At 59.9% G+C, this 23,413-nt stretch carries 25 protein-coding genes, 1 tRNA gene and 3 pseudogenes; 11 read left to right on the top strand and 18 right to left on the bottom strand.

The window, feature by feature from the left end:
- Positions 1 to 86: 86 nt before the first annotated feature.
- The 3 genes from scpB to M0D69_RS13075 all read right to left on the bottom strand — a co-directional run bounded on the left by scpB (position 87) and on the right by M0D69_RS13075 (position 4,124).
- Positions 87 to 1,385 carry an SMC-Scp complex subunit ScpB gene (scpB, locus tag M0D69_RS13085; RefSeq protein ID WP_301782418.1) on the bottom strand — a complete coding sequence of 433 codons (1,299 nt, stop codon included), beginning with the start codon at positions 1,383 to 1,385 and terminating at the stop codon, positions 87 to 89.
- Between the two features lie 388 nt (positions 1,386 to 1,773).
- Positions 1,774 to 3,027: a pyridoxal phosphate-dependent aminotransferase gene (locus M0D69_RS13080; RefSeq protein WP_301782417.1), complete on the bottom strand. Its 1,254-nt coding sequence runs from the start codon at positions 3,025 to 3,027 to the stop codon at positions 1,774 to 1,776.
- A 182-nt stretch (positions 3,028 to 3,209) separates the two neighbouring features.
- Complete coding sequence (locus M0D69_RS13075; RefSeq protein WP_301782416.1) at positions 3,210 to 4,124, bottom strand: LysR family transcriptional regulator; 915 nt, start codon at positions 4,122 to 4,124, stop codon at positions 3,210 to 3,212.
- Positions 4,125 to 4,536: 412 nt separating this feature from the next.
- Between M0D69_RS13075 and M0D69_RS13070 the strand changes: the two are divergent.
- A pseudogene (locus M0D69_RS13070) lies at positions 4,537 to 4,923 on the top strand (transposase); the annotation flags it as partial.
- A gap of 442 nt (positions 4,924 to 5,365) precedes the next feature.
- Complete coding sequence (locus tag M0D69_RS13065) at positions 5,366 to 5,626, top strand: hypothetical protein (protein WP_301782415.1); 261 nt, start codon at positions 5,366 to 5,368, stop codon at positions 5,624 to 5,626.
- A gap of 334 nt (positions 5,627 to 5,960) precedes the next feature.
- Here M0D69_RS13065 and M0D69_RS13060 read toward each other — a convergent pair whose 3' ends face one another.
- Positions 5,961 to 6,275, bottom strand: a complete 315-nt coding sequence (locus tag M0D69_RS13060; RefSeq protein ID WP_301782414.1) for a hypothetical protein — start codon at positions 6,273 to 6,275, stop codon at positions 5,961 to 5,963.
- 398 nt (positions 6,276 to 6,673) lie between these two features.
- Between M0D69_RS13060 and M0D69_RS13055 the strand changes: the two genes are divergently transcribed.
- The 3 genes from M0D69_RS13055 (at position 6,674) to M0D69_RS13045 (ending at position 8,289) form a co-directional block, all read left to right on the top strand.
- Entirely contained in the window at positions 6,674 to 7,315 is a 642-nt protein-coding gene (locus M0D69_RS13055) for a YdcF family protein (RefSeq protein ID WP_301782413.1), read from the top strand.
- 278 nt (positions 7,316 to 7,593) lie between these two features.
- A complete protein-coding gene (locus tag M0D69_RS13050; RefSeq protein ID WP_301782412.1) occupies positions 7,594 to 7,833 on the top strand; it encodes a hypothetical protein in 240 nt (79 codons plus the stop codon).
- A gap of 192 nt (positions 7,834 to 8,025) precedes the next feature.
- Positions 8,026 to 8,289, top strand: coding sequence for a hypothetical protein (locus tag M0D69_RS13045; RefSeq protein ID WP_031358965.1), 264 nt, complete (start codon positions 8,026 to 8,028; stop codon positions 8,287 to 8,289).
- A 43-nt stretch (positions 8,290 to 8,332) separates the two neighbouring features.
- Here the strand turns inward: M0D69_RS13045 and M0D69_RS13040 are convergent, their stop codons facing one another.
- Entirely contained in the window at positions 8,333 to 8,620 is a 288-nt protein-coding gene (locus M0D69_RS13040) for a putative quinol monooxygenase (protein WP_301782411.1), read from the bottom strand.
- Between the two features lie 610 nt (positions 8,621 to 9,230).
- A complete protein-coding gene (bamC, locus tag M0D69_RS13035) occupies positions 9,231 to 10,442 on the bottom strand; it encodes an outer membrane protein assembly factor BamC (RefSeq protein WP_301782410.1) in 1,212 nt (403 codons plus the stop codon).
- A 510-nt stretch (positions 10,443 to 10,952) separates the two neighbouring features.
- Between bamC and M0D69_RS13030 the strand changes: the two genes are divergently transcribed.
- Together M0D69_RS13030 and M0D69_RS13025 are read left to right on the top strand one after the other, a co-directional pair.
- Complete coding sequence (locus M0D69_RS13030; protein ID WP_301782409.1) at positions 10,953 to 11,144, top strand: hypothetical protein; 192 nt, start codon at positions 10,953 to 10,955, stop codon at positions 11,142 to 11,144.
- A 12-nt stretch (positions 11,145 to 11,156) separates the two neighbouring features.
- Positions 11,157 to 11,468 (top strand): annotated as a pseudogene (locus M0D69_RS13025) (DUF2844 domain-containing protein); the annotation flags it as partial.
- On the opposite strand, the gene M0D69_RS13020 reads toward M0D69_RS13025, so the two are convergent.
- The 7 genes from M0D69_RS13020 to M0D69_RS12990 form a co-directional block, all read right to left on the bottom strand.
- Positions 11,397 to 11,723 carry a hypothetical protein gene (locus tag M0D69_RS13020; RefSeq protein WP_301782408.1) on the bottom strand — a complete coding sequence of 109 codons (327 nt, stop codon included), beginning with the start codon at positions 11,721 to 11,723 and terminating at the stop codon, positions 11,397 to 11,399. The pseudogene M0D69_RS13025 and the gene M0D69_RS13020 sit on opposite strands and share 72 nt — an antisense overlap.
- Positions 11,724 to 12,226: 503 nt before the next feature.
- Positions 12,227 to 12,616: a 4-carboxymuconolactone decarboxylase gene (gene pcaC, locus M0D69_RS13015; protein WP_301782407.1), complete on the bottom strand. Its 390-nt coding sequence runs from the start codon at positions 12,614 to 12,616 to the stop codon at positions 12,227 to 12,229.
- Between the two features lies 1 nt (position 12,617).
- A complete protein-coding gene (gene pcaD, locus M0D69_RS13010; protein ID WP_301782406.1) occupies positions 12,618 to 13,406 on the bottom strand; it encodes a 3-oxoadipate enol-lactonase in 789 nt (262 codons plus the stop codon).
- A complete protein-coding gene (locus tag M0D69_RS13005) occupies positions 13,406 to 14,791 on the bottom strand; it encodes a 3-carboxy-cis,cis-muconate cycloisomerase (protein WP_301782405.1) in 1,386 nt (461 codons plus the stop codon). The genes pcaD and M0D69_RS13005 overlap by 1 nt, the downstream gene beginning before the upstream one ends.
- A complete protein-coding gene (gene pcaF / locus M0D69_RS13000) occupies positions 14,791 to 15,993 on the bottom strand; it encodes a 3-oxoadipyl-CoA thiolase (RefSeq protein WP_301782404.1) in 1,203 nt (400 codons plus the stop codon). The genes M0D69_RS13005 and pcaF overlap by 1 nt, the downstream gene beginning before the upstream one ends.
- A 25-nt stretch (positions 15,994 to 16,018) precedes the next feature.
- Entirely contained in the window at positions 16,019 to 16,687 is a 669-nt protein-coding gene (locus M0D69_RS12995; RefSeq protein WP_301782403.1) for a 3-oxoacid CoA-transferase subunit B, read from the bottom strand.
- Positions 16,688 to 16,797: 110 nt separating this feature from the next.
- On the bottom strand, positions 16,798 to 17,502 hold the full coding sequence (locus tag M0D69_RS12990) for a 3-oxoacid CoA-transferase subunit A (RefSeq protein WP_301782402.1): 705 nt from the start codon (positions 17,500 to 17,502) through the stop codon (positions 16,798 to 16,800).
- A 258-nt stretch (positions 17,503 to 17,760) separates the two neighbouring features.
- Between M0D69_RS12990 and M0D69_RS12985 the strand changes: the two genes are divergently transcribed.
- The 3 genes from M0D69_RS12985 to M0D69_RS12975 are packed head-to-tail and all read left to right on the top strand — an operon-like array spanning position 17,761 to position 20,602.
- A complete protein-coding gene (locus M0D69_RS12985) occupies positions 17,761 to 18,576 on the top strand; it encodes an IclR family transcriptional regulator (RefSeq protein ID WP_301782401.1) in 816 nt (271 codons plus the stop codon).
- Positions 18,577 to 18,605: 29 nt separating this feature from the next.
- Entirely contained in the window at positions 18,606 to 19,586 is a 981-nt protein-coding gene (locus M0D69_RS12980) for a LysR family transcriptional regulator (RefSeq protein WP_301782495.1), read from the top strand.
- A gap of 47 nt (positions 19,587 to 19,633) precedes the next feature.
- Positions 19,634 to 20,602 carry a LysR family transcriptional regulator gene (locus tag M0D69_RS12975; protein WP_301782400.1) on the top strand — a complete coding sequence of 323 codons (969 nt, stop codon included), beginning with the start codon at positions 19,634 to 19,636 and terminating at the stop codon, positions 20,600 to 20,602.
- Positions 20,603 to 20,614: 12 nt separating this feature from the next.
- On the opposite strand, the gene M0D69_RS12970 is transcribed toward M0D69_RS12975, so the two are convergent.
- A complete protein-coding gene (locus tag M0D69_RS12970) occupies positions 20,615 to 20,878 on the bottom strand; it encodes a hypothetical protein (protein ID WP_301782399.1) in 264 nt (87 codons plus the stop codon).
- 406 nt (positions 20,879 to 21,284) lie between these two features.
- Between M0D69_RS12970 and M0D69_RS12965 the strand changes: the two genes are divergently transcribed.
- Positions 21,285 to 21,361 (top strand) — tRNA-Pro (locus tag M0D69_RS12965).
- A 135-nt stretch (positions 21,362 to 21,496) separates the two neighbouring features.
- Here the strand turns inward: M0D69_RS12965 and M0D69_RS12960 are convergent.
- From M0D69_RS12960 to M0D69_RS12945, 4 genes and pseudogenes are all read right to left on the bottom strand, one after another.
- Positions 21,497 to 21,733, bottom strand: coding sequence for a hypothetical protein (locus tag M0D69_RS12960; RefSeq protein ID WP_301782398.1), 237 nt, complete (start codon positions 21,731 to 21,733; stop codon positions 21,497 to 21,499).
- Positions 21,734 to 21,864: 131 nt separating this feature from the next.
- Entirely contained in the window at positions 21,865 to 22,122 is a 258-nt protein-coding gene (locus tag M0D69_RS12955; protein ID WP_301782397.1) for a transcriptional regulator, read from the bottom strand.
- Between the two features lie 127 nt (positions 22,123 to 22,249).
- Positions 22,250 to 22,432, bottom strand: a complete 183-nt coding sequence (locus tag M0D69_RS12950) for a hypothetical protein (RefSeq protein ID WP_301782396.1) — start codon at positions 22,430 to 22,432, stop codon at positions 22,250 to 22,252.
- Between the two features lie 851 nt (positions 22,433 to 23,283).
- Positions 23,284 to 23,413, bottom strand: a pseudogene (locus M0D69_RS12945) (IS5/IS1182 family transposase); the annotation flags it as partial.

Below are 23,413 nucleotides of genomic sequence, written 5' to 3'. Positions count from 1 at the left end.
TGTCGGGTCGCGCGCCCGTCGCAGGCGCGTCAAAAAATCCGGCCGATGGTGATTAATAGCCGAATGAAGGTTCGTGCAAACAGGCCTCAGGCGCGGCGCGCAGTCTGGTCGTCCGGTGCGTTGAATTCGTCGATTTCGTTTGATTCGTCCGGCGCATTCGATGCGTCGAATTGGTTCGATGCATCCGGTGCGCTCGCGTTGTCGTCGAAGCCATCGGATTCATCTGCGGCGCGCGGTAATGCGTGTTGCGCGGCGTCGCCAGTCAGTGCGCCGGCATCCGGCGCCTCGCGACGGTTGTCCGCGTCGCCTGGCCTCGCGTGCGTCTGGTTCCGGTTGATATCCACAACCGCTTCGTGCGGCTCCGGACCGGTCGCGGACACCGCATGTTGCGGTTGGAATTGCACCGGTGCGTTCGTTTGCGCATCGGCGTTCGTCTCGTTCACGGGCTCGTCAGAACCGGCCTGCGGGTGCAAAAGCGGCTCGCCTTCTGCGTGGACTGGCCCCGGCGCTGCGGGTTCCCCCACATGCATCGGCTGAGCCGCGTCATGCTTGGTCATACTTGCCGAAGCATCCGGCGTTCCTGAATCGGCAACATCGACGACCGCCCCATGCTCGCCATCCGGCTTTCTTTCGGCGATAGCCGTCGAAGTTGGGCCCAAGCCCGCGTCAACATCAACGTCAACATCAACATCAACATCCGATATGGACTCGGACGGCGTCGATATTTCCGCATCCGGCGCATCGGGCAGCGAAGCGGCTTCGTGCTTCGATCCCACCAGCCCTTGCGACAGCGCGGCACCGATGGCGGCCACCGGATCGTCGCCAGGAAAATCGATCGCATGCTGCGCGAGCAACGACGCTTCCAGTTGCGCAGACGGATTATCGAGTGCGGGCAGTTCGTCCAGCGCGCTCAGGCCCAGGTCATCCAGAAACTGCTTGGTGGTGGCATAAAGCGCGGGCCGGCCGGGCACGTCGCGATGACCGATCACCTCGATCCAGCCGCGGTCTTCCAGTTGCTTCACGACCTGCGTGTTCACGGTGACGCCGCGAATTTCTTCGATGTCTCCACGCGTCACCGGCTGCCGGTAACCAATGATCGCGAGCGTTTCAAGCACGGCTCGCGAATATTTTGGCGGCTTTTCCGGATGTAGCCGGTCGAGATAGGCCCGCATTGCAGGTTTGCTCTGAAACCGCCATCCGGACGCTAGCGCCACCAGTTCCACGCCGCGTCCCGACCAATCCTGCTTCAGGGCGTCGAGCAAGGTGCGAACCGTGTCTGCCGAGATATCGTCGACGAAAAGCTTTCGCAACTCGGCGAGTTTCAGCGGCTCCTGCGCGCAGATCAAGGCAGTCTCGAGGACGATCTTCGCCTCTTGGGTATTCATGCAGCTAGATAGGACCCTGTATGGTCTATGAACCGTTCAAGTCAGGCCGAAAACGAAGGACGCCGATTACTCGAACCATTCGCAACGCTCAGACTGGGAAACCGTGGACGAGGATACTGACGACGCGCTCGCCCGATTTCTGATCGGTCATATTGATTGGGAGCACGCACCGGGGGGAAGCAAAACACGGGATCAGATCCTGATCGCCGAGTTTTTCCCAGCCGGACGAAGTAGCACTTTCCAAGGCGGAAGCGCGTGACTGGACGCATATTACGCAAAAACAAACGGTGCGTAAAGGTGAAACATTGGGTCGCCGCAAGACTCACGTCAGGCGGGCCTCGCAGGTGACCGCTTCTCGCCTGCCTCCCTGCCCTGCGGCCCAAATCCTTCAGCCCCGATGCCCCGTTGCGTGTGACGAAGCCGGGTGCGCCTCCATAAACGCCCGCAGACGTGCTACGCCGGCGTCCAGTCGGGCGGTGTCGCAGGCATAACACCAGCGCACAAAACCCTCTCCTTCCGGACCGAACGCGCTGCCCGGCGCAAGTCCGAGCGCGCTTTCGCGCACCAGCGCCTTGCACAACTCGAGGCTGCGGTCCGCGCCCGGAAGCCTGAAGAACAGGTACATGGCGCCGGCGGGCGCCCGCACGTCAATACCCGGGATGCGCTGCAATGCCGTCACCAGGTAGTCGCGGCTGGCGCGCAGGTCAGCGACCAGCGATCGCGTAAATTGCTCGCCGTCCTTCACCGCGGCGATCCCCGCCATCTGGACGAACGAAGGCGCGCAAGACGTGTTGTACTCGACCAGCTTGGCAAGATCCTCCATCAGACGCTCGGGCGCGACGATCCAACCCAGCCGCCAGCCCGTCATCAGCCATGCCTTCGAGAAGGAGTTCACCGCGATCACGCGTTCGTCGCGGTTCGCCAGATCGAGGAACGAAGGCGCGACCGTGGCGTCATTGCCGTAATAGAGGCGTTCGTACACTTCGTCGGCGACCAGCCAGATGCCAAGCTGCCTGCACCGGTCAAGCACCGCTTGCTGCTGCTCGCGCGTCATGACCCAGCCGGTGGGGTTGTTCGGCGAGTTGACCATCAGCATCCGCGTACCGGGCGTCAGCGCGGCAAGCAAACGGTCGAGATCGAGCGTCCAGCCGTCGGCACCATACGTCAATGCGACCGTTTCCACGGTAGCACCGAGAATCTTCGGGATTTCGACAAGATTTGGCCACAACGGCGTGACAGCCACTACCCGGTCGCCGGCACCCGCGACCAACTGCGTCGCCAGCATCAGCGCATTAACACCGGCGCTTGTCACAGCAATTTCCGCAGGCCGGGTAGCGCCATGCAGCTTGCCGACGTAAGCGGCGAGCGCTTCGCGCAGCGGCGCCACGCCCAGATTGTGCGTGTAGAAGGTTGCACCATCGGCGAGCGCGCGGCTGGCAGCGTCGCGGATAAATTGCGGCGTGACCTGATTCGATTCGCCAAACCAGAAAGGAAGCACATCCGGGACACCGAAACCCGCGTTGGCGACCTCGCGAATCTGCGACGGGCGCAGCGCGCGGACCGCCTCACGTGCATTCGGCGCGCTTTGCGCACTCGCCCTCGCACCAAGTTCCGAGATAACCGCTCCTTCTGACTCGCTCATTGCCGCCTCCGCCGATGGAAAGCGAAAGTCTAACGCGACACCCTCGGAAAAGCGCTGTACGGCTCGTGCGTTAGCCATCAGGCCAGTTTTACGCGGAATCGCGAAGCCTGCGAGATGGCTAAACCGGAGAAATAAGCTCGAGGACCGCCTACGCGCTTCGCCATCCCCCCTCCGCGAATCGGCTAATCCAGCTCTTCAACCCGCTTCGGCAATCCGGCGACCAATCCCCACACCGACTCCGCCGCCGGCGATAACGACCGGTCACGCCGCCGCACCAGTTCCACCGTTCGTTCAACCCGCGGCACGAGCGGCAGCGCTAACAGCGACGAATTCGCCGGCAACGGCAGGGCCAGCCGCGGCAGCACGCTAATCCCGACGCTCGCCTCCACCAACCCGAACACCGTGGCGGAATGGCCGAGTTCCTGCACCACTTCGGCGATAACGCGATGCTCGCGTAGCACGGCATCGATAATCGGACGGCTTCCGGAGGCGTGATCCAGCATGACGAGACGCTCTCCTGACAGTGCCGCCCACGGCACCTCCTGCGCGGCTGCCAGGGGATGGTCCTGCCTCACGACCGCGCAGAACGAGTCGGTCATTACGACTTCGCCATACAGGTCGTCATTGGCATACGGGCCGATAGCCACGCCGAAATCGACTTCGCCGGACTTGACCTTGCGGATCACGTCGCTCTGCAGGTCGTCGCGCAAACCCAGCGAAATCAGCGGGAATTCCCGGACACACGCGGCAATCACGAGCGGCATCAAGCGACACGCCACGGTCGGACTGGCCGCCACGATCACCCGTCCGCGCCGCTGCTGACCAAGATCGCGGATTTCGTTGAGCGCTTCATCGAGGTCTGACAGCAAGCGCGACACACTGCCCACGAGATTCGTGCCGACATCGGTGAGTTGCACCTCGCGCGTGGTCCGATCGACCAGTTTCAAGCCGATTTCCCCTTCGAGCTCGCGCACGCAGCGGCTCACCGCCGACTGCGTCAGGCCGATTTCATCGCCGGCCCGACTAAAACTCTGCAGCTTCGCGACTTCGATAAACACGCGTAGCTGCCGCAACGTCACATTGAGCACCCGACTCATACCCTATCCTCATCAATCTTTCTAATTAATGCAGATTGTAGATCAAAGGTCGCCAAGAAAACGGTTTCATAACCGTCGCGCTGCGGTGCAGCAAAAATGCATCTGCGCACGCCGGATGGGCTTGCTGCACTTGATTGGTGATTGTCCCGATTTCATTAACTGCACTTATAGCGTCTCATACGGCCCATGCTGGCACCGCGCCAGCCTACTGCCGCGAGGCTTTCCGACCGATCGATACAAGCATGGCACGGTTCTCGCATTTACTTGTGCAGAGGTCGGCGCCATTGCAGTTCTAAACGCAAATCGTCCGTCGCAATGTCTGCTCCGACCTTACCTGGGTTCGATCTTCGAATTCCGACCAGAGTGCGCGGCGCGGGGCAGCGCACCGGGGTTAGCTTCGCTGAGGTGAAACATGATGTTCGACGATTTAAGAGATAACGAGTGGGCGCTGGTCGAGGCCTTGTTTTGCGCAGAACCGGCACGCAGTGAACGGCGCGGCCGTCCGCGCGTCGAAGCACGCGCTGTCGTCAATGCCGTGTTGTGGGTCCTGTCCACGGGCGAAGGCTGGTCGAAGTTGCCGGGCCGTTACCCGTCGCCGCCGACCTGCCGTCGCCGGTTCGACGAATGGCAAGCAGATGGTACGCTCGCCGAAATTGTGAAGCGTCTCGGCAACAACGGCCGTGAAGTGTCGCTGCGGGGCCGGATCGGTTCTACCGCTGCGAAGCCGCCTGCACCGCCGAGCCGCGACCGTCTGCGTGGCGCATTCTGGACGAATCCGGAATCGTGGCGCGCTCCGGTCAAGATGGCCTGAGACTCTGTTTGCGCGGCAAGTTGCACGTTCGGGCTGTATGGTCGATCGCTGTACGACCCACGCTGTACGATCAGGCTTACGCGAAGCACCCGCGCGCAGGTTTCCTGCGCTTTACCCGGGCTCCCACCCGATGCGTTCCCTCGAGTGACGAGCCACCGGTCTGCGCTCGCAGACCGTTTTAGTCAGTCAAAAATTTGCCGGCAAGCGCTCGCTTTTCGTTTATCGAAAGCGAGCGCATGACGTGCATTCTCGTTTTGCGCACATTGATATTGCGACCACGCGAACACCCGTCTCGCAATGACTCGTCGTGTCCGGTCCCAACGCTCACGAAACAACTCTTTACCAATATTTACAGCACCCTTTCGTGCACTGGCATAGCGTGTGAAGCTGGCTAGCGGACCGATATCCGGTCCGAAGGGGAATTTTCATCATGAAACCAATGTCACTGCTGGCGTGCGGCATTGTGGTTTCATCGCTTTGTACGGCGATTCAGGTGCACGCCGAATCACCAGCGGGTAACTTCGCGTTGCGCGCCGATACGCAGGCCAGCCTGCAGGCATGGAAGAAGGAACAGATGCGTGGCCGCAAAATGACCGAGCCGGCGCCACGCGGGGATTTGCGCGGCGATATAGCGAACAACGCACGCACGCGGCCGGAGCCTGATCGCGGGGATCGTCAGCATCACCGTTGAGTAGCCGGCGTGCACATGAGCACATGGCCGCCAGAATGTTGCCGCGTATAAGCTGTTTAAGCTGTTTAAGCTGTATTTAGCTGATGGGGAACCCTTCCCCGTCGCGCAAGTCGGAAGTTATGCCATGAGCACAGCGTGGCAGTAGCAAATCCGGTATGCCCGTATCCTTGCGATACGGGCTTTTTTTCGCCGGAATTTTAGTCGCCGTCATCAGCGCGCCACTCTCGCCACTTCGTTTCGATGGCGTAACCGCGGCACACCCGTGGCGCAACCGTTTGCCCGACCTTCGAGCACTGCGAAGCACACACCGCGAAACGCGGTGGATGGGAAGGTTTTAAGCGCGCGCTTCGGCCATCGGTTCCTGAATCACCGCCGGAGAATAGGGTGCGGCGCGGTGCAGATCCCATTCCATCGAACGTTCGTCGCGCGCAAGCCGGGAGAATTCGAGTTTGCCCCGCTCGGTGACCACTGCAATATCCACAGGTGCGTGAAAACCGGGCGCGGGTGCTACGGTGCGTTGCCGGACCAGTTCCAGCAGGCCCAGGTCGCGCAGATGGCTGAAAACGTTAGGGCGTTTTGCCCACGGAACTTGACGATACTGCGCTCGCCGGAGCGCTTCTAGTACGGCTTCGTTTGAATACGTGGTCATCTCGTTATGTCTTCCAGTGCAGCCGTGACGGCGCCACATGGCAGTAAGAGACTGCCAGCGGCACCGACTAAACGCGGCACGCCCCGAAACCAGTCAAAATGCCGACTCTGCGGCCCCTGACCGGAACTCGCAGCCGCCGCTTGCGCTAGGTGCTGCTTGTTTCTGCTTACCGCTACTTATAATTCCGAGCGCCCGTTAAACGCATTACACAACTTTCGCAACGCGTTCCGCAGTTCCGGCGATGCATTCTCAAGAATGCGATGACCACGAAGCGGATTATCTCGAAAACCTATACGTTACCTCAAACCAAATTGGTTCTTATAACTTTATTGCTGCTTTTCTTTGCACTGTTCGCCGTTTGGCGACAGCGCAGGCGCGCCGTCGCGACTGTTTGCATCGTGCTGTTCTGGGCGCTGGGGGCGGGTTGGCTTTCGGCACCGCTGCTCCACCTTGCGCAGCGCGGTTTCGAAGAGAAGTCGACGCCGCAAGACGTGCATTTCGCATCGCGAACGACTTTTGTGCTGCTTGGCGGAGGCACCCGCTACGACGACGACAAACACCTGGTTCCCAAACGTGATGCATTTGTACGCATTGTTGTCACAGCCGAGCTGTACCGTGAGTGCAGGCGTGCAGGCGGTGCCTGCCGCGTGATCGTAAGCGGGGGCAACCCTCAGCATCACGAACAAGCGGAAGCCGACAATTACGCGCCCTTCCTGCTCGCTCGCGGCGTAAGCGCCACCGATCTCGTGCGGGAAAATGAAAGTCTCGACACGTACCAGAACGCTCGCAATGTCGCGAGCCTCGTGCAGCCCGAACGTGACGAGACGCTGGTATTGATTACGTCGGCTTATCACATGCACCGGGCGTTGCTTGCCTTCAATGCTTTCGGCATCAACGCGCAAGCTTTCGTCAGCAACGCGCGGCAATCGAAGGCTACGTTCTTTCCGCGGTCGCGTGGTTTCATCGACGCGGAAACCGCGCTTCATGAGCTGGTCGGCGTCGCACGCTTTTACGTGTACAGGAGCTTGCGGCTGTATTAGTCGAGCTGCCGTTACAAATCGTGCCATGGAACCGACGGGTATCTCGAAATTCAGTACTAGAAACCAATGAGCTTCGCCGGTATTATCGCCGGCTCAGTCAATCGACTGGCCGGGCTGATGCTCTGTTAGAGTCAAAACGCAGTGTCATCGCTGAAATGTGACAACACTGTAACTACATGTAACGATTCGCGGGCAGGATCGGTATTTGCTGCGCAACGTGTAATGTCTCGCCAATCGGGACAGGCCAACCCGGGTTCAACGAGTCTATGGAGGTAACAATGAAGAAAATGTCCCTGGCAGTCTTGTTTTCCCTGAGCGCAATGACCAGCGCAGCATTCGCGCAATCCGATCAGGGCGTCACGATGAGCACCGATCCGGCCAAGATCTCCGATATCGAGCAGCGCGCGCAGGACCTGCAGACGCGCCAGTCGAGCATGCAGACCGAAATGCCGATGCACAAAGGCACCATGCATCACAAGAAGTCGGGCATGAAGCATTCGAAGAGCATGGCCCAATAAGCGATTCGGTGTATGCGTCGCAACGGCGCGCAAACGTTAGCCGTTCGGCGAAAAAAGCCGGATATGACGCACGAGGCGTCATATCCGGCTTTTCTTCGTGGCGCCAACTTCAGGCAACGATGCGTTCGCCGACGCGGCGTATGCTACATTCCGCGTCGATAAATTGAATCGCACTCGTGTGCGGAGGAACGTATGAGCAACATCCAGCTGGATATCGAATGGACGGAAGCAGCTTCGCGCAAGATTGAAAAGCTGATGCCGCGTAACGCGAAAGACAAGGACGCGTACCTTGCGCTGCCGCCCGTGGAGTGCCTGCCAATGGAAGGCGATGTGCTGTTCCTCGGCCCGGACGGCAAACAGCAGCCGTTCATTGTGGCCGAGCGTCAGTACCATCACGACGGCGACGCCGACTGGACCATCATCCTGATTCTTGACGTGCCGCACGAGACACATTGATGCATTGATGCATTGACGTTCGTGCACGGCTCGATGCAGCCGTTCAGAGCTTCGCCACCACGTTGATTTCGCCGTGTTCGATCAGGTCCGGCAGTGTCTTGCCGAGCGCCTGGATATGTGGCGTCCGGTTGTGCTGCGCCAGCGCCGCCTCGCTCAGCCACCGCTCGAAGAACACGAACCGGCGCGGCTCCTTGATGTCGCGATGCAGGTCGTACTGAAGTGCTCCGGGTTCCTTCAGCGTCGGCGCCACGATGCCTTGCAGCGCTTCCTTCAGTTTCTCCTCGTTGCCCGGCTTGGCGACGAATGTTGCGACCACGGCGATTTCCGTCATGACTTGACTCCAGAGTAAAGGATCAAGCATAACGTTGACGCCGAGCGGTCGCAGAAACGGCCTTGGGACGCACAAGAAAAAAGCCCGCGTTCCCTTGGGGAGCGCGGGCAAAAGCCGTCGCCCTACGAGGATAGGCGACGGGGCCATCGAGATCCGCTTGGCCAGCGGACCGCAATTCGAGAACAAAAATGGGTGACACGCGGCGATGTGACACAGCAATGCGCTTTCGCCGCGGGCACCAGCAGATTACATGCCATAGATGCAATGTAATCCCTATGCGATTGATTCCTATAAGCTTTCCCGCACATAAAAAAGCAAAAACAGCGTCTGATCCAAGACAATGTAACTACTTCCTGTAACGCGACATCGACATCATCAAAGCTCGACTCCCTTCGCTCGAAGCGTAACGTGGCGACTTCGGTTGCTCGCGCGCGTTACCGCGCATTCCCGCGCAAAATGCTTACTCCATTGCTTTAAATACTCCCCGACACATAAAAAAACCCGCCTTGAAGTCAGGCGGGTTGGTCATGGTGCTCGGCGTCTTCTGGTGGCGTTCAACCGACTGCTTCAGTTTCCTGAACCAGCCGCCTGAAAGCCGCCGGCATGCACTTCAATGCAACTGGTCGTCGAGCAAGCCCATGATCTGCCGCGCTTGCGGCGAGGAGTCGACGTTGCCCTTGCTATCGATGATCGACACGCGCGTCTGCGTCTCCGTAAGCGCGCGCACGTTCACCTCATAATTCTTCGCAAGCTTCTCTTTCTTGCCGTGGAATACCTGGTTCCAGAAGCCCTGCTCGGCCGACGTCATGTCCTTGGGATCGACATACCGGACGAAGTAAATGCCTCGGCCACGATCACGATCGTCGACGGTGAAGTTCGTGCGGTCCAGCGCCAGGCCTACACGCAGCCACGCGCGATCGTAGGGTTCCTGCAGGTTGATCTCAACCGAGCTGGCCTCCGGCACCACGTCTTCCTTGATCGGCGTCTGCGCCGCGAGGGTGGCGTTCTGCGCGGCCCGCTGCGCCGACGTAGCCGCCGATGGCGAGCTCGCTGCCGCGGCAGCAGCCATGGCTGCGTCGGTCGCGCCGGTCTGGCCGCTTGCCTGACGCGCGTCGGCCAGCCCGAGGTTCGCCATCAAGCGCTTCAGGTATTCGCCTTCCAGCGCGGGATCGTTCGGCTTGGCTTGCCACTGGCTTTGCTCGTTATTGGTGCCCGTGAGCGCTTCGCGCATGCCTTTCTGGCTCACGAACACATACGTGCCACCGTTCGGCGCTGCCTCGAGCCGGGTACGGTACTTGTTGCGTTCGGCGGCAACGTAGGAGTTGCCTGTTGCCATTGTCAGCGTGTTACGAATCAGCCCGTCCGAGATCTGCGGATGCGTTTCGTTCCAGTCGGTTTCCATGACGCCCTTGTCGCGCGCGTCCACGACCAGCAAAAAGCCCTGCTCCTGCCAGAAACGGCGGATCTGCGGCCAGACCTGTTCGGGCGTTTTGCTGTCGATGACCAGCCAGCGCTCCGTGCCGTCACGCTGGATATGCATGCCGGACACGGGCGGGATAACCGTGGGTGCGTTCGGGGCGGCCTTCTGGACCTGCTGGAGATCAGATAGCGATGCCTGCCCGCCCTGCGGCGGCAACGAGCGCTGATCCCCCGTTTCATCGAGCAGATTGGGCGGGACGGCGAGGGATGCCTGTTTTGATCGGGAATCGCTCTTGTAATTGATTGCATTCGGAGACGACGTACCGCATCCGGCAACAAGGCCACCCACCATCAAGAGGGCCGCCACCTTCAAAGCCGGCTTGTTCACACGAAAATCTGTCATGTTTGGGAAATCCTTCCGCTACGCCACGGCGTTTTCCGTGGATCAACCAAGCATTTTACCGGTCCCACGCTCCGCCGTGCAAAAACAGTGCCCCTGACGCCATACGCCCCAAATGACAGAACATTAACGACATGCACCCGGGCACGAATTCCGGACCTTGAAATTCGCATGGACGTCGTGCGCCCGGGTTCTGCCAACCGGGATCTTTCTGCACACTTTCGCGCATCCGTTTCTACGCCCTGTCCTGCTCGCTTTTCTTACTCCCCGAAATCTCTTTTCAATCTCATAACTCGTTTTACTGACCACGCAAGAGACAATTTATGACATTCATTCTTGCTTTGTCCTAGTCTCATTTTCACAACCAACACGTTGTTTAATAAGCACTTTTAACTATTTATGCTGAGATTTTTAAAGACCCTGCAAGACAATTCCTAACTCGTTTTTTGAACGCATCGCGATCCTAAAATTAGTTCTCGACAACAAGAACGGCCAGGAGAACGGAGTAACGCCATGCCTCACGTCAAGTCTCTCATCCCTCTTCGGGCAACCGCTGCCTCGCTGGTGATTGCAGCAAGCGGATCGGCATACGCACAACTTGGAGCCACTGTCGCGATTGCTGCAATGGGTTCATCGAGTTCATTGGACACAGCGGATGCATCGGCTGCCGTGCTGCACCAGGCCGCTAACAGCGCGGTGCGCTAGCAGGAATCAACCGATGCCAACCAGATTCGCGTGCGCCAGTACGTGGCGTCATCGGGACAGGTTTATGCCGTCAGCTGGGACGGCCCCGCCATGCCCGATCTCGCAGCACTGCTCGGCACATGGTTCGATCGATATCGACAAGGCGCGAGCGCGGCCTTACCCAATGCAAATGGCCTGCCCTCGTCACGCGTGAGCAGCAGCGACCTCATGGTGGAAACCGCCGTACGTTTGCGCAATTTCAGCGGCCGCGCGTCAGGCAACCGTCGCGAACTGGCGTGCGCCATCGCTGCCGGACCCCGCGGCGCGCGGCGCAACCGCGCTTAACGCCTCGCGTACTTGCGACGAATAAACCTGCGCGCGTTCATTCGATGCGTTCGCAAGATTGTCCACGAGCGCGGCGCTCGATGCCTGCGACACGGCCACCAAGGAGACGGGCGCAAGCGCGACGAATACCGCGGCGCCCACGCGTGTTCGCCGAATGGAGCCCGCGACCTTCAAAAGATCGTGCGAGCCGGTCGCACGCAGACCAACGGACACTTCATTCTGCTTCTTCGATACCACGCGCTGCGTCTTGTTCATTGCTTTTGCTCACTCAGGTCTTGAGACACGCGGACGCGCCCTCGGAATCATTGGCATCGGCCTGGACGGTCGATCAATCCGGGCCGACGACTTGAGCGTGCGCAGGAACGCGCACAGCCGCCGAATTGCTTCAGCGGCTAGCAGACGGTCATCAATGTGGTTCCTGTCAGGCAGAAAGCCGGTAGCACGCTCGTGTGCCACTGTGACAGGTCAAGATAAATTTCCCCGATCAGAAAACTCTTAAAACGACGGGAGATAGACCATTCGATAGAGATCTCGAGCTTCTACTACGCACTATTTGTGCATTTTTCACTGAGATGACGCAAGAAGGTTTCCGGCTATCGAGGGGCCGTGTATCCTGAGTGAGCTAAAACGTCTTGTGCGCGTGCAGACAAGAAACGCGCAAAAAATTAAAACCGGCGGCCTCAATTGAAAAGATGGCGGCGTTGTGAACAACGCCGCCATCTTTGTCTCCGCCTGTTATTTTTTGACGCTCAAAACAATCACTCAACCGCGCGATCGTCTTCGTCGAAGATTTTTTGCGCCAGATGGAACGCCGAATTCGCTGCCGGGACACCGCAATAAATCGCCGTCTGCATCAGCACTTCCTTGATTTCGTCACGCGTGACGCCGTTGTTTTTCGCCGCCCGCAGATGCAGCGCGAGTTCTTCGCTGCGGTTGAGCGCGACCATCATCGAAATGGTCAGGAGGCTGCGCGTATGGCGCGGCAGGCCGGGACGCGTCCAGATGTCGCCCCATGCATAGCGCGTGATCAGGTTCTGGAATTCGGTCGTGAGATCAGTACGATTTTCAAGCGAGCGCGTGACATGCGCATCGCCGAGCACTGCACGACGTACGCTCAGGCCTGCTTCGTAACGTTCGTCTTCGGTCATGTCAGGCTCCCAGGAAATCGAGCAGCGTTTTAGTGTAAACATCGGCTTGCTCGATGTTCGACAAGTGCGCGGCATCGAGTTCGACATAGCGCGAGCCCGCAATGTATCCGGCCAGCTCGCGCCCTTGTGCAGCGGTCGTGGACTGGTCGTGCGTGCCCGAAATGACGAGCACCGGCGCCTTGATCGTCCTGGCTTCTTCGCGCGCATCGGCGTCGCGAATGGCCTCGCAATTCGACGCGTAACCTTCGCCCGATGTGTGGCGGAACACGTCGCGAATACCCGACAGCATAAGCGGCTGCGCCGCCGTGAAGCCGGGCGTGAACCAGCGCGACAGGACGGCGTCGACCAATGCGGGCATGCCGCCTTCTTCACGGGCCTTGGCCGCACGAGGCGTCCAGATCGCGTCCGAGCCAATCAGCGCCGCCGTGTTCGAGAGCACCACGCGTTCAAAGCGCTCGGGGTGCCGTGCCGCGAGTGCGATGCCGGTCAGGCCGCCCATCGAGAGGCCGCAATAGTGCACACGCTTGATGTTGAGCGTGTCGAGCAAACCGATCACGTCGCCTGCGAGCTGATCGAGCGTGTACGGACCCTTGGGTGAGTCCGAACGGCCGTGGCCGCGCGTGTCATAACGCAGCACGCGATACTTCGTTGCGAGCGTTTCCACTTGCGGTGTCCACATCGACACGTCGGCGCCGAGCGAATTCGACAGCACGAGCCAGGGCGCGTCGCTGCCGGCAGTGACGTCGACGCGATAGAAGAGTTGAATACCGTTGACGGCGGCAAAAGGCATTACGGAAGACTCCTGGATGAAGGGAATCGATGCAAAAGCAACGCCGCATCGACGAAAGCGTGCGCCTGACCGGCGTAGTTCGCCGGGTCGAGCAACGCTTGCAGTTGAACAAGAGACAGGTGCTGGGTGACACGCTCGTCGTTCGAGAGCACGTCGTAAAGGGTCGCGCCGGTCGCCACGGCTTGCTTTGATGCATGCTCCACAAGCGTATGCGCGTCGAGCCTGCCAATACGGTCACCGAGCGCAAGCATCACGGCTTCGCCGAGAATCAGTCCGTGAGTGAGATCGAGATTGGCGGCGAGCCGTTCGGTGTTCACTTCGATATTCGACACGATCGCCGTGATCTGTGCGAGCGCACCGCCCGTCAGGCGAGCAAGATCGGGCAGCGCTTCCCATTCAGCCTGCCAGCCGCCAAGCGCGCGTTCATGCTCCTGGACCAGGCCGCCGAATACGGTCGCGACCAGGTTCGGCGCGCGCATCGCGGCGGTGAGAACAGCGGCGCAGCCGACGGGATTGCGCTTGTGCGGCATCGTCGACGATCCGCCCTTGCCTGCTGCAGCCGGTTCGGCCAGTTCGCCGATTTCCGTTTGCATCTGCAGCGAGATATCTCGGGCTATCTTCCCAAGCGTGCCGATGAGCATACCGAAGCACGCCGCTGCTTCCGCGATGCGGTCGCGTTGGGTATGCCACGGAAGTGAAGGAAGGTTCAAGCTGAGCTCGTCGGCTAAAGCCTGAGCGACCAAAGGCGCTTTGTCCCGCAAACTGGCCAAGGTGCCCGCCGCGCCGCCGAACTGCAGCGCAAGCACGCGCGCCCGGCATTGAGCCAGACGCTCGCGATGCCGCATCAACGCATCCAGCCACTGAGCGAATTTAAGGCCAAGCGTGATCGGCAAAGCCTGCTGGAGCCAGGTCCGGCCGATCGCCGGCGTTCCACGATATTTCTGCGCCTGAAGCGCCAACGCGTCGGAAGCCTCGTTCAATCCGGCTTCCAATAAATCGAACGTCGCGCGCAGTTGCAAAACCGTGCCGGTATCGATGATGTCCTGACTCGTCGCACCCCAATGCACGAATTTAGCGGCATCGGCGTCTTTAAGTTTGACCGCGGCGGTCAGTTGCTTCACCAGCGGAATCGCGAGATTGCCGCCGGATGCGGCGCCGGCCATCAACGCGTCGGCATCGATGAAATCAGCGTTGCACGCAACCACGATCGCGTCGACCGCGGCCACCGGAATCACGCCATGAAGCGCCGATGCCCGCGCGAGCGCCGCCTCGACATCCAGCATCGACTGAACGGTCTGGCGCGCGGACCACACGGTGTTCATCTCACGCGTGCCGCAGAGCAGATCCGTCAGCCGTCCCGCCGCCGAAAATGTCGGCTCAGACATCACACACGCTCGATGGCGATCGCAATACCCTGCCCCACGCCGATACACATCGTGCACAGCGCAAAGCGTCCGCCGGTCCGATGCAACTGATACGTCGCGGTCGTGACCAGGCGCGCGCCGCTCATGCCGAGCGGATGGCCGAGCGCGATCGCGCCGCCGTTCGGATTGACGCGAGGATCGTCGTCGGCAATGCCGAGCAGGCGCAGCACGGCCAAGCCTTGCGATGCGAACGCTTCGTTCAGCTCGATTACATCGAACTGATCGATGGTCATGCCCAGCCGCTTCATCAGTTTCTGCGATGCCGGCGCCGGGCCGATACCCATCACGCGCGGCGGCACGCCAGCGGTCGCAATGCCCAACACGCGAGCGCGCGGCACGAGACCAAAACGCTTCGCGCTGTCTTCATCGGCGAGGAGCAAGGCCGCGGCACCATCGTTCACGCCCGATGCATTGCCCGCCGTCACCGTGCCCTCCGGACGCACCACGCCCTTCAGTTTCGCGAGCGCTTCCATGCTCGTTTCGCGCGGATGTTCATCCTGCGAGACCAGCACCGGATCGCCCTTTTTCTGCGCGATGGAAACCGGCACGGTCTCTTGCGCAAGCGTTCCGTCCTTCTGCGCGCGTGCCGCTTTCTGCTGGCTGCGCACAGCGAACGCGTCCTGATCTTCGCGGCTCACCTTGTAATCGGTCGCGACGTTTTCGCCCGTTTCCGGCATCGAATCCACGCCGTACATTTTCTTCATCAGCGGATTCACGAAACGCCAGCCGATGGTCGTATCGAAGATCTCTGCCTGACGCGAAAACGCCGTCGTCGCTTTACCTTGCACAAACGGCGCGCGGCTCATGCTTTCCACGCCACCCGCGATCATCAGCGCCGCTTCACCCGACTTGATCGCCCGCGCGGCCACACCGATTGCGTCCATGCCCGATCCGCACAAGCGGTTGATCGTCGAGCCCGGCACGCTGTCCGGCAAACCGGCCAACAGCGCCGACATGCGCGCAACGTTGCGATTGTCTTCGCCCGCCTGGTTCGCGCAACCGAAGATCAGGTCATCGACGGCGTTCCAGTCCACGTCCTTATTGCGTTCGATCAACGCGCGCAGCGGCACGGCGCCGAGGTCGTCGGCCCGTACTGAGGACAACGCGCCGCCGTAACGGCCGACTGGCGTGCGAATCGCGTCGCAAATGAAAGCTTCTTTCATGCCCATCTCCTTGACTACTCCCTGATTACGCTTCGAGCGTCGAAGCCGCTTCGAGCGGTTCAAACGTCAGCGGCACTTGCGCCAGTTTCTGAAGTTCGTCGAACGACAGACCTTCGATAATTTCCCGCACCACGAAGCCATTCGGCGTCACGTCGAACACACCATGATCCGTGTACACGCGATTCACGCAATTCACGCCCGTCACCGGATACGAACATTCGGCCACCAGCTTGCTTTCGCCTTGCTTGGTGAGCAGTTCCATCATCACGTAGACCTTCTTCGCGCCGATTGCCAGGTCCATCGCGCCGCCGACAGCGGGGATGGCGTCGGGCGCGCCCGTGTGCCAGTTCGCGAGATCGCCCTTGGCCGACACCTGGAACGCGCCGAGCACGCAGATGTCGAGGTGGCCGCCGCGCATCATCGCGAACGAATCGGCGTGGTGGAAATAGGCGCCGCCTGTGAGCAGCGTGACGTGCTGTTTTCCGGCATTGATCAGTTCGTCGTCTTCCGCGCCTTTCTCCGGCGCCGGGCCCATGCCGAGCAGACCGTTTTCGCTATGCAGGAAGATTTCGCGATCGGCTGCGAGATGGTTGGCAACGAGCGTCGGCACGCCGATGCCCAGATTCACGTACGCGCCTTCCTGAATGTCACGGGCGACGCGTTGCGCCATTTCGTCACGAGTCAGTTTTTTCATGTCGATGTCCTTGCTTGATGCATTCGTTGTTGCGGCTTGGGCTAAGAAGCGAGCCTAAGAAGCTAGCCTCAGAATCGCCGCATGCGCTGCTTGCACAAAAGCAGCTCTGTTTAAGCCGCTTTCGCTGCCACCAGCTCTGCCGCGTGCACCGCTTGCGGCACTTCGATCACGCGCTGCACGAAGATGCCCGGCGTCACGATGTCTTCCGGATCCAGCGCGCCGAGCGGCACCACCTGCGAGACCTGCACGATGGCCGTCTTCGCTGCCATCGCCATGATCGGTCCGAAGTTGCGCGCCGTCTTGCGATACACGAGGTTGCCCCAGCGGTCGCCCTTGAACGCCTTGATCAGCGCGAAGTCCGCATGCAGCGGCGCTTCGAGCACGTAATGCCGGCCATCGATAAGACGCGTCTCCTTGCCTTCCGCCAGCTTCGTGCCATACGCCGTGGGCGTGAAAAATCCGCCGATGCCCGCGCCCGCCGCGCGAATGCGCTCGGCGAGATTGCCTTGCGGCACGAGCTCGAGTTCGAGTTCGCCCGCGCGGTACAACCCGTCAAACACTTGCGAATCGCTCTGGCGCGGAAACGAGCAGATGATCTTGCGCACGCGTTTCGCTTTCAGCAGCGCCGCCAGACCGGTCTCGCCGTTGCCCGCATTGTTGTTCACGATCGTGAGCTCGCGCGCACCCTGTTCGATCAGTGCATCGATCAGTTCAGACGGCATGCCCGCCGTGCCGAATCCCCCGATCATCACGGTCGCGCCGTCCTGAACGTCCTTCACCGCTGAACTCAGCGAGTCGAAAATCTTGTTGATCATGCCGTCTCTTCCTTTGACGAATGCTGAATGCATCGAAGCCGCATTGCAACTGAACCGAAGCGCGCCGGGTGACCTGATTTCGACCGGCATTGCTTGCATCTTTAAGTTCGCTGTGCGAACATAGATTCGTTTAACGAACAAGCGTCATGGTATTCCCGCATTCGTTGCGTTGTCAATGAACCTCGGGTTTGTACCGATTTGTCCGCGATTTACCCGCGATTTACCCGCGATTTATCCGATTCACAGGACGAAACCACGATGACCACCTCTTCTGCCGAAGCCCAATTGCCGGACCCGGAGCCATCCTCCCGGCCGGGCGATGCTTATGTGCAATCGTTCGCGCGCGGTTTGTCGGTGATTCGCTCCTTCGATGCTACGCGCCCGGCGCAGACCTTGTCGGAAGTCGCTGCTGCGTCCGGGTTGACTCGCGCCGGCGCGCGCCGCATTTTGCTGACGCTCCAGGCGCTCGGTTATGTCGATGCAGACGGCCGCTATTTCACGCTCACGGCAAAAATCCTCGACCTCGGTTTTGCCTATCTGACGTCGATGCCGTTCTGGAATCTCGCCGAACCGGTCATGGAAGAGCTTGTTGGCCAGGTGCACGAGAGTTGTTCGGCCGCCGTGCTGGACGGCACGGAAATCGTGTACGTGCTGCGCGTGCCTACGCACAAGATCATCACGATCAACCTGTCTATCGGCAGCCGTCTGCCGGCGTTTTGCACGTCGCTGGGACGGGTACTGCTCGCCGCCCTCGACGACGACAAACTCGACGCCGTGCTTGACGCCAGTGCGCTGGAAGCCCGCACGCCGCGTACGATCACCGATAAACCCGCGCTGAAAGCCGCGCTCGCCGTGGTGCGCAAGCAAGGCTGGGCCATCGTCGACCAGGAACTGGAGGAAGGCCTCATTTCGATGTCCGCGCCCATCCGCGACCGTCAGGGACGCGTGATCGCGGCGCTGAACATCAGCGGCAACGCGCAGCGCAAGAACGCGAAGCAGATGGTGAAAGTGTTCCTCGAACCGCTGCTGGAGGCGGCCCAGCGCGTCTCCGAAATGGTCGCGAGACGTGGCTAGGCCAGGCGGAGGCCGATCAAATCATGGCGATGAAACCCGGTGAACTAGCGCTGCACGACCTCGATCTGAACCTGATCCCGTATCTGGTCGCGATCGAGGAGACGCGCAACGTGAGCCGCGCGGCCGAGCGGCTGGGCGTGAGCCAGCCGCGTGTCAGTACGGCGCTCGGCCGCTTGCGCGAGTATTTCAACGATCCGTTGTTCGTGCGGACGTCGCGCGGCATGGAGCCGACGCCGCGCGCCCTCGCGCTCGTGCCGGTGGCTCGTGAGGCGCTGAACCGGATCGAGCGCGGGTTGCTCGATACCCAGCATTTCGATCCCGCCGTCACTACCGACACTTTCGCCATCGCGCTCTCGGATGTCGGTGAAATCGTGTTCTTGCCGCGCTTGTTGCAGACGCTTGCCAGCGTCGCACCACGGGCGAATCTGCGGTCGGTATCGTTGAAACACGATCAGGTCGAACGCGGCCTGGAAAGCGGCGACATCGATCTGGCCGTCGGTTATTTCCCCGATCTCGCCGGCAACAATTTCTTCCAGCAGCGGCTCTTTTCGCATCGCTTCATTTGCCTGATGCGGCGCGATCATCCGTGCTCACGCGGCCCGCTGACGCTCGCGCAATACGTGGAATGCGGCCACGCGGTCGTGCGCGCGGAGGGACGAAGCCAAGAGGTCCTGGAAAATTACCTCGATAAAAAACGCATCCATCGCCGCGCCGTGCTCGAGACGCCGCATTTCATGAGCTTGCCGTTCATCCTTTCTCGTACCGACCTGATCGCGACCGTGCCGCATGCCATCGGCTACGCCTATGTGGCTGAACACGCGTCCATCACGCTGGCTGAACCGCCGCTGCCCTTGCCGCACTTCGATCTGAAGCAGCACTGGCACCGGAAATTTCACAACGATCCGCGCACGATGTGGCTGCGCGGCGTGGTCGCATCGCTTTTCAACGATGAACTCGACGAGTGGCCAAAGCGTCCCGAGCAATCGCGTCGTGACGACAAACGCCGCTAAACTGAGCGCTTTGTTTCCTGTTGGGAAAGTGTCATGGATGCCGAGTCATGGATGCGTTAACCAGCTTGCGAGTGTTCCGCGATGTTGTAGAAGCAGGCAGTTTTGTAAAAGCTGCCGAGCGGCTCGATATTTCCACGGCGATGACCAGCAAACACGTCGCGAATCTCGAACGGCAACTCGGCGTGCGCCTGTTGAACCGGACCACGCGCCATCTGAGCCTGACGGAAGCCGGCAGCGTTTATTACGAGCAGTGCCGGGAAGCGCTGGATATCCTGCAAGCCGCGGAAGCCGCGGTCGGATCGCAGACCGATCAGCCGCGAGGTGTGTTGAAGATCACCGCGCCGGGCTGGTTCGCGACCGCGAAATTCGCCGATATCCTGGTTGCGTACCGCGCGCGTTACCCGGACGTGCTGATCGATCTGAGGCTGGAAAACCGCTTCGTCGATCTGGTGGAGGAAGGCTACGACATGGCGTTGCGCGCAACCTCGGAACCCTCGCCTACGATGATCGTGCGGCCACTCTGCAACGTGCCGTTCGTGCTCGTGGGTTCGCCGGACTATTTGAAGCAGCGGGGTTATCCGCGGCATCCCAGCGAACTCAGCGAACGTCGTGAAATCGTGCTGCCAACTTACACCAGTGTGGACACGGTTGAGTTTTCCGGTCCCGATGGGGTTTTCGTGGTGAAGAACAACGCCGTGCTCAAGACCAACGACAGCTCCATGTCGCTACAGCTTGTGCGCGCCGGACTTGGCCTTGCCTACCTCCCTGAATGGATCGTCGCGCAAGAACTGGCGTCGGGTGTACTGACGCATCTTTTCCCCGAGTACACGACGTTCGCGCCGCGCGTCTATGCCGTCTACACGAGCCGCAAATACATGACGACGAAGGTGCGTACGTTCATCGATTTTGTCTCGGAAGCACTCGCCGCCGATGATTCCGTCGACGCTTCCATGCCACGCGTCAATGCGCCCGCCCGCTCCCGCGGCTCCTCGCGATCGCCTCGAAAACCAGGATAAATCGTATTCAAATCACGTAACCGCTCGTGTGAAGATCGCGCCGATTCGCTCGTTCAATTCCCTGGAAATGACGACCGAAGGCTCTTTCCTTCCACTACCAAGACTGCCAAGCGGCGTGTGATGAATTTCCCCTGGTTTCCGTTGATCCTCAATTTTCTCCTGCTGGCAGCGGCCCTGTTGATCTGCAACACTGAACGCCGGACGCCGCGCACCGGCCTGGAACGGCGAGCTGATATTCATCGGCTTCTGCGTTCTGGCGATGGTGCTGGATTTCACGCTGACTTTTGTTTTCGCTTCCGCGACGACCGCGGATCGAGAGCGTTACATCGATTTATCGTCGCTGTCGGCCTTTGGCAAACATGCAATGGCGTATGCGATTCCCTGTGCCGTTGCTGCGTTGCTGCGTTGATGGCGGTGAGATTCCGGCTGCGAGAGCGGCGTGCGGAACCGTCGGTGGTTATTCAAACGTCAGAGTACACGCAGTCGGAGTTGCGGTATTGAGGTTGGCGGTCGTGCGGGTCTGCCTCGATCGGCCTAAGCCGCAGGGCCGTTTCCGGCATCTGCCACGATGGCGGAATGAACGCCATTTGCTCCATCGATGAGTGAAACTGACGGGCTTTGGGTTCAAAAATGAGCCCGCAGGTTCTAAAATCCAAGACTGTCTGATATACTTTGCGTCTTTCGGGGCGTAGCGCAGCCTGGTAGCGTACCTGCATGGGGTGCAGGTGGTCGGAGGTTCAAATCCTCTCGCCCCGACCAGTAAAATCAAGGCCTTACGAGCATTCGTTCGTAAGGCCTTTTTTATTATGTGTTGTTTGACTCGAACATTGACCCCAACACAGCGTCGGTCTGGCGGGCCTCGTAAGTCGTGTTGGGAAACGGAATTAGTAAGACTCAGACTGGTTTTTCGTTAGACGGACAAGACCGAAGTGATAAGACTTGCGGGGAAAGTGGATGACTACTGCATGACGCTAACGCGCCGCCCAGTTGGCGGTTGCCGCTGCGGTTGTCGTGGTCGATCGCGTTGATCGCGTCGTCGAAAATGATGAGCGGCGTGCGTACGCTGTGAGCCTTGGCGAGCAGGATCGCCGCCCCGAGGCAGCGAATTTGTCCTTCGCCCAGCGCGGCCAACGCATTCACGTGTCGCGGTAGCAAAAGTTACGGCCATTCAATTGAAGCGCAGGCACCGGACAAAGTCCAAACCGAGAGCGCGCAAGCTCAGGCAGCAATTTGTCACCTTCGCTCCAATGGCATGCGGAATTTCATTCCAGATCGAAAGCGCCCGCTTTGAGATCTTTCCTGAAATGCTCTAGCCAGTCGCCTTCGTCGCCGATTCTGTATTCCTTCGTCACCCGCGTCGATAGTCTGGTAATGACGACATAGCCCTGCAGACCGAAATTCTCGTCGCCTTTGGGATCCGTCGTATCCGTTTCCTGAAGACTGAAATCATCTCTTGCCAGACCAATGCGCTCCAAGGTCGCAAGAAACTCCTTGTGTTCATCCGGTTCGATCAGTCGCATCTTCAGCCCCTCGTGTGTCCGATGGAAATATCGCGGCCCCGTGTGTCGATGGGCCGAGACTGGCGCTCAAGCGTAGAAAGCGCACGCAGCAGCGATGAGAGAAACTTCGCAATCGGCCCCACTAGCCTTACCGCTTCGGCCCTTTCATAATTTCCGACTCCATCGCGTTCCACTCCTCGCTCGCCTCGGTGGGATCCATCTCTTCTTCAACGGAACCCATTGCGCGCTCGGCGGCCGCTTTCGTCTCGTCTACCGAGGCGTCGAATTCGTCGTTGTCGTCACCTGGGGGTTGCAGCATGTCTTTAAGCATCGCGCTTTGCTCCGGGGTGAGGTAACCACCGAAAGGTGGTATCAGGGTCAAAGTCTGTCATGGCTTTCTCCGGCGTGCGGCTTCCTTTTTAGTGTAGCGCCGTTGCGGATCCGTGATGCCATGAAAGGGGGTGTTTGACGTTGAAGATTCGATGTGGAACGTGTGCCGCCGGCCAAGACAGTCTCAGTCCTGCCAGGTGCGGCCATTCCGCTATTACACCCGATCGTCCCTTGTCGCGTGAACATCAGACCGTGAAGACTTGTTTGCAGCATTCTTGCGTCCGGTTGATCGGTAGCCGCGTGGCCATAGAACTCCGTTTCAAAGCGCCACAAGAGATAGCGAGCGTCTCGTCTTCACAGCTGGCGCCGCCCCCCACCAAGCCCGCCACGGATCTATAAATAGGTTTTCCTAACTATCCGAGATTTCCGGCCCATCGTCAGGATCAACGACTGTACCGACCGGCAAACCATCTGGCACCCGCTTGACGGTCAGCACAAACACGTCGTTGGATGGCTCGACATCCACCTCGCTGGTACGCGGATTCCTTGACTGCACGTGTACCGACCAGCAAAGCGTGATTGTCGCGATACGGCACGACCTGTGTGGAAAGCGATATATTGATCGCTTAACCTGACCCGCCAGCAAGCTTGAACTGGGAATAGGAGTTTGATATGCAGTGAAACAGAACTGGCTTAACAGGCTGCGGAAATACAGGCCGACTTTACTGAACCATGAGCTTGATCAGAATTTTCGGCGGGGGATTTCTCATAGTTTGAAATATGGACCGGTTAATTTCGGTTTTCGGACCTGTTGATGACGTTCTCTTGCGCATTTTTGGTTCACTGCGGCTGCTACGCACGGAGTTGTCCCAAGGTGCGCATGCGCACGAGGTTGTACGCGGTCATCGTCAGCACGAACATCTGATCGACCTTCTTCAAGCCGCGCACCATCACCTGGCGCATACCGCCGATGCTCTTGGCC

Source organism: Caballeronia sp. SEWSISQ10-4 2 (assembly GCF_030464885.1).
Lineage (GTDB): Bacteria > Pseudomonadota > Gammaproteobacteria > Burkholderiales > Burkholderiaceae > Caballeronia.
This window is presented reverse-complemented; position numbering and strand designations above follow the sequence as displayed.

Excerpts from the sequence above, each read along its gene's own strand:
- scpB (WP_301782418.1), bottom strand. The coding sequence starts at position 1,385 with ATGAATACCCAAGAGGCGAAGATCGTCCTCGAGACTGCCTTGATCTGC.
- M0D69_RS13080 (WP_301782417.1), bottom strand. The coding sequence starts at position 3,027 with ATGAGCGAGTCAGAAGGAGCGGTTATCTCGGAACTTGGTGCGAGGGCG.
- M0D69_RS13075 (WP_301782416.1), bottom strand. The coding sequence starts at position 4,124 with ATGAGTCGGGTGCTCAATGTGACGTTGCGGCAGCTACGCGTGTTTATC.
- M0D69_RS13065 (WP_301782415.1), top strand. The coding sequence starts at position 5,366 with ATGAAACCAATGTCACTGCTGGCGTGCGGCATTGTGGTTTCATCGCTT.
- M0D69_RS13060 (WP_301782414.1), bottom strand. The coding sequence starts at position 6,275 with ATGACCACGTATTCAAACGAAGCCGTACTAGAAGCGCTCCGGCGAGCG.
- M0D69_RS13050 (WP_301782412.1), top strand. The coding sequence starts at position 7,594 with ATGAAGAAAATGTCCCTGGCAGTCTTGTTTTCCCTGAGCGCAATGACC.
- M0D69_RS13045 (WP_031358965.1), top strand. The coding sequence starts at position 8,026 with ATGAGCAACATCCAGCTGGATATCGAATGGACGGAAGCAGCTTCGCGC.
- M0D69_RS13040 (WP_301782411.1), bottom strand. The coding sequence starts at position 8,620 with ATGACGGAAATCGCCGTGGTCGCAACATTCGTCGCCAAGCCGGGCAAC.
- bamC (WP_301782410.1), bottom strand. The coding sequence starts at position 10,442 with ATGACAGATTTTCGTGTGAACAAGCCGGCTTTGAAGGTGGCGGCCCTC.
- M0D69_RS13030 (WP_301782409.1), top strand. The coding sequence starts at position 10,953 with ATGCCTCACGTCAAGTCTCTCATCCCTCTTCGGGCAACCGCTGCCTCG.
- M0D69_RS13020 (WP_301782408.1), bottom strand. The coding sequence starts at position 11,723 with ATGAACAAGACGCAGCGCGTGGTATCGAAGAAGCAGAATGAAGTGTCC.
- pcaC (WP_301782407.1), bottom strand. The coding sequence starts at position 12,616 with ATGACCGAAGACGAACGTTACGAAGCAGGCCTGAGCGTACGTCGTGCA.
- pcaD (WP_301782406.1), bottom strand. The coding sequence starts at position 13,406 with ATGCCTTTTGCCGCCGTCAACGGTATTCAACTCTTCTATCGCGTCGAC.
- M0D69_RS13005 (WP_301782405.1), bottom strand. The coding sequence starts at position 14,791 with ATGTCTGAGCCGACATTTTCGGCGGCGGGACGGCTGACGGATCTGCTC.
- pcaF (WP_301782404.1), bottom strand. The coding sequence starts at position 15,993 with ATGAAAGAAGCTTTCATTTGCGACGCGATTCGCACGCCAGTCGGCCGT.
- M0D69_RS12995 (WP_301782403.1), bottom strand. The coding sequence starts at position 16,687 with ATGAAAAAACTGACTCGTGACGAAATGGCGCAACGCGTCGCCCGTGAC.
- M0D69_RS12990 (WP_301782402.1), bottom strand. The coding sequence starts at position 17,502 with ATGATCAACAAGATTTTCGACTCGCTGAGTTCAGCGGTGAAGGACGTT.
- M0D69_RS12985 (WP_301782401.1), top strand. The coding sequence starts at position 17,761 with ATGACCACCTCTTCTGCCGAAGCCCAATTGCCGGACCCGGAGCCATCC.
- M0D69_RS12980 (WP_301782495.1), top strand. The coding sequence starts at position 18,606 with ATGAAACCCGGTGAACTAGCGCTGCACGACCTCGATCTGAACCTGATC.
- M0D69_RS12975 (WP_301782400.1), top strand. The coding sequence starts at position 19,634 with ATGGATGCGTTAACCAGCTTGCGAGTGTTCCGCGATGTTGTAGAAGCA.
- M0D69_RS12955 (WP_301782397.1), bottom strand. The coding sequence starts at position 22,122 with ATGCGACTGATCGAACCGGATGAACACAAGGAGTTTCTTGCGACCTTG.
- M0D69_RS12950 (WP_301782396.1), bottom strand. The coding sequence starts at position 22,432 with ATGCTTAAAGACATGCTGCAACCCCCAGGTGACGACAACGACGAATTC.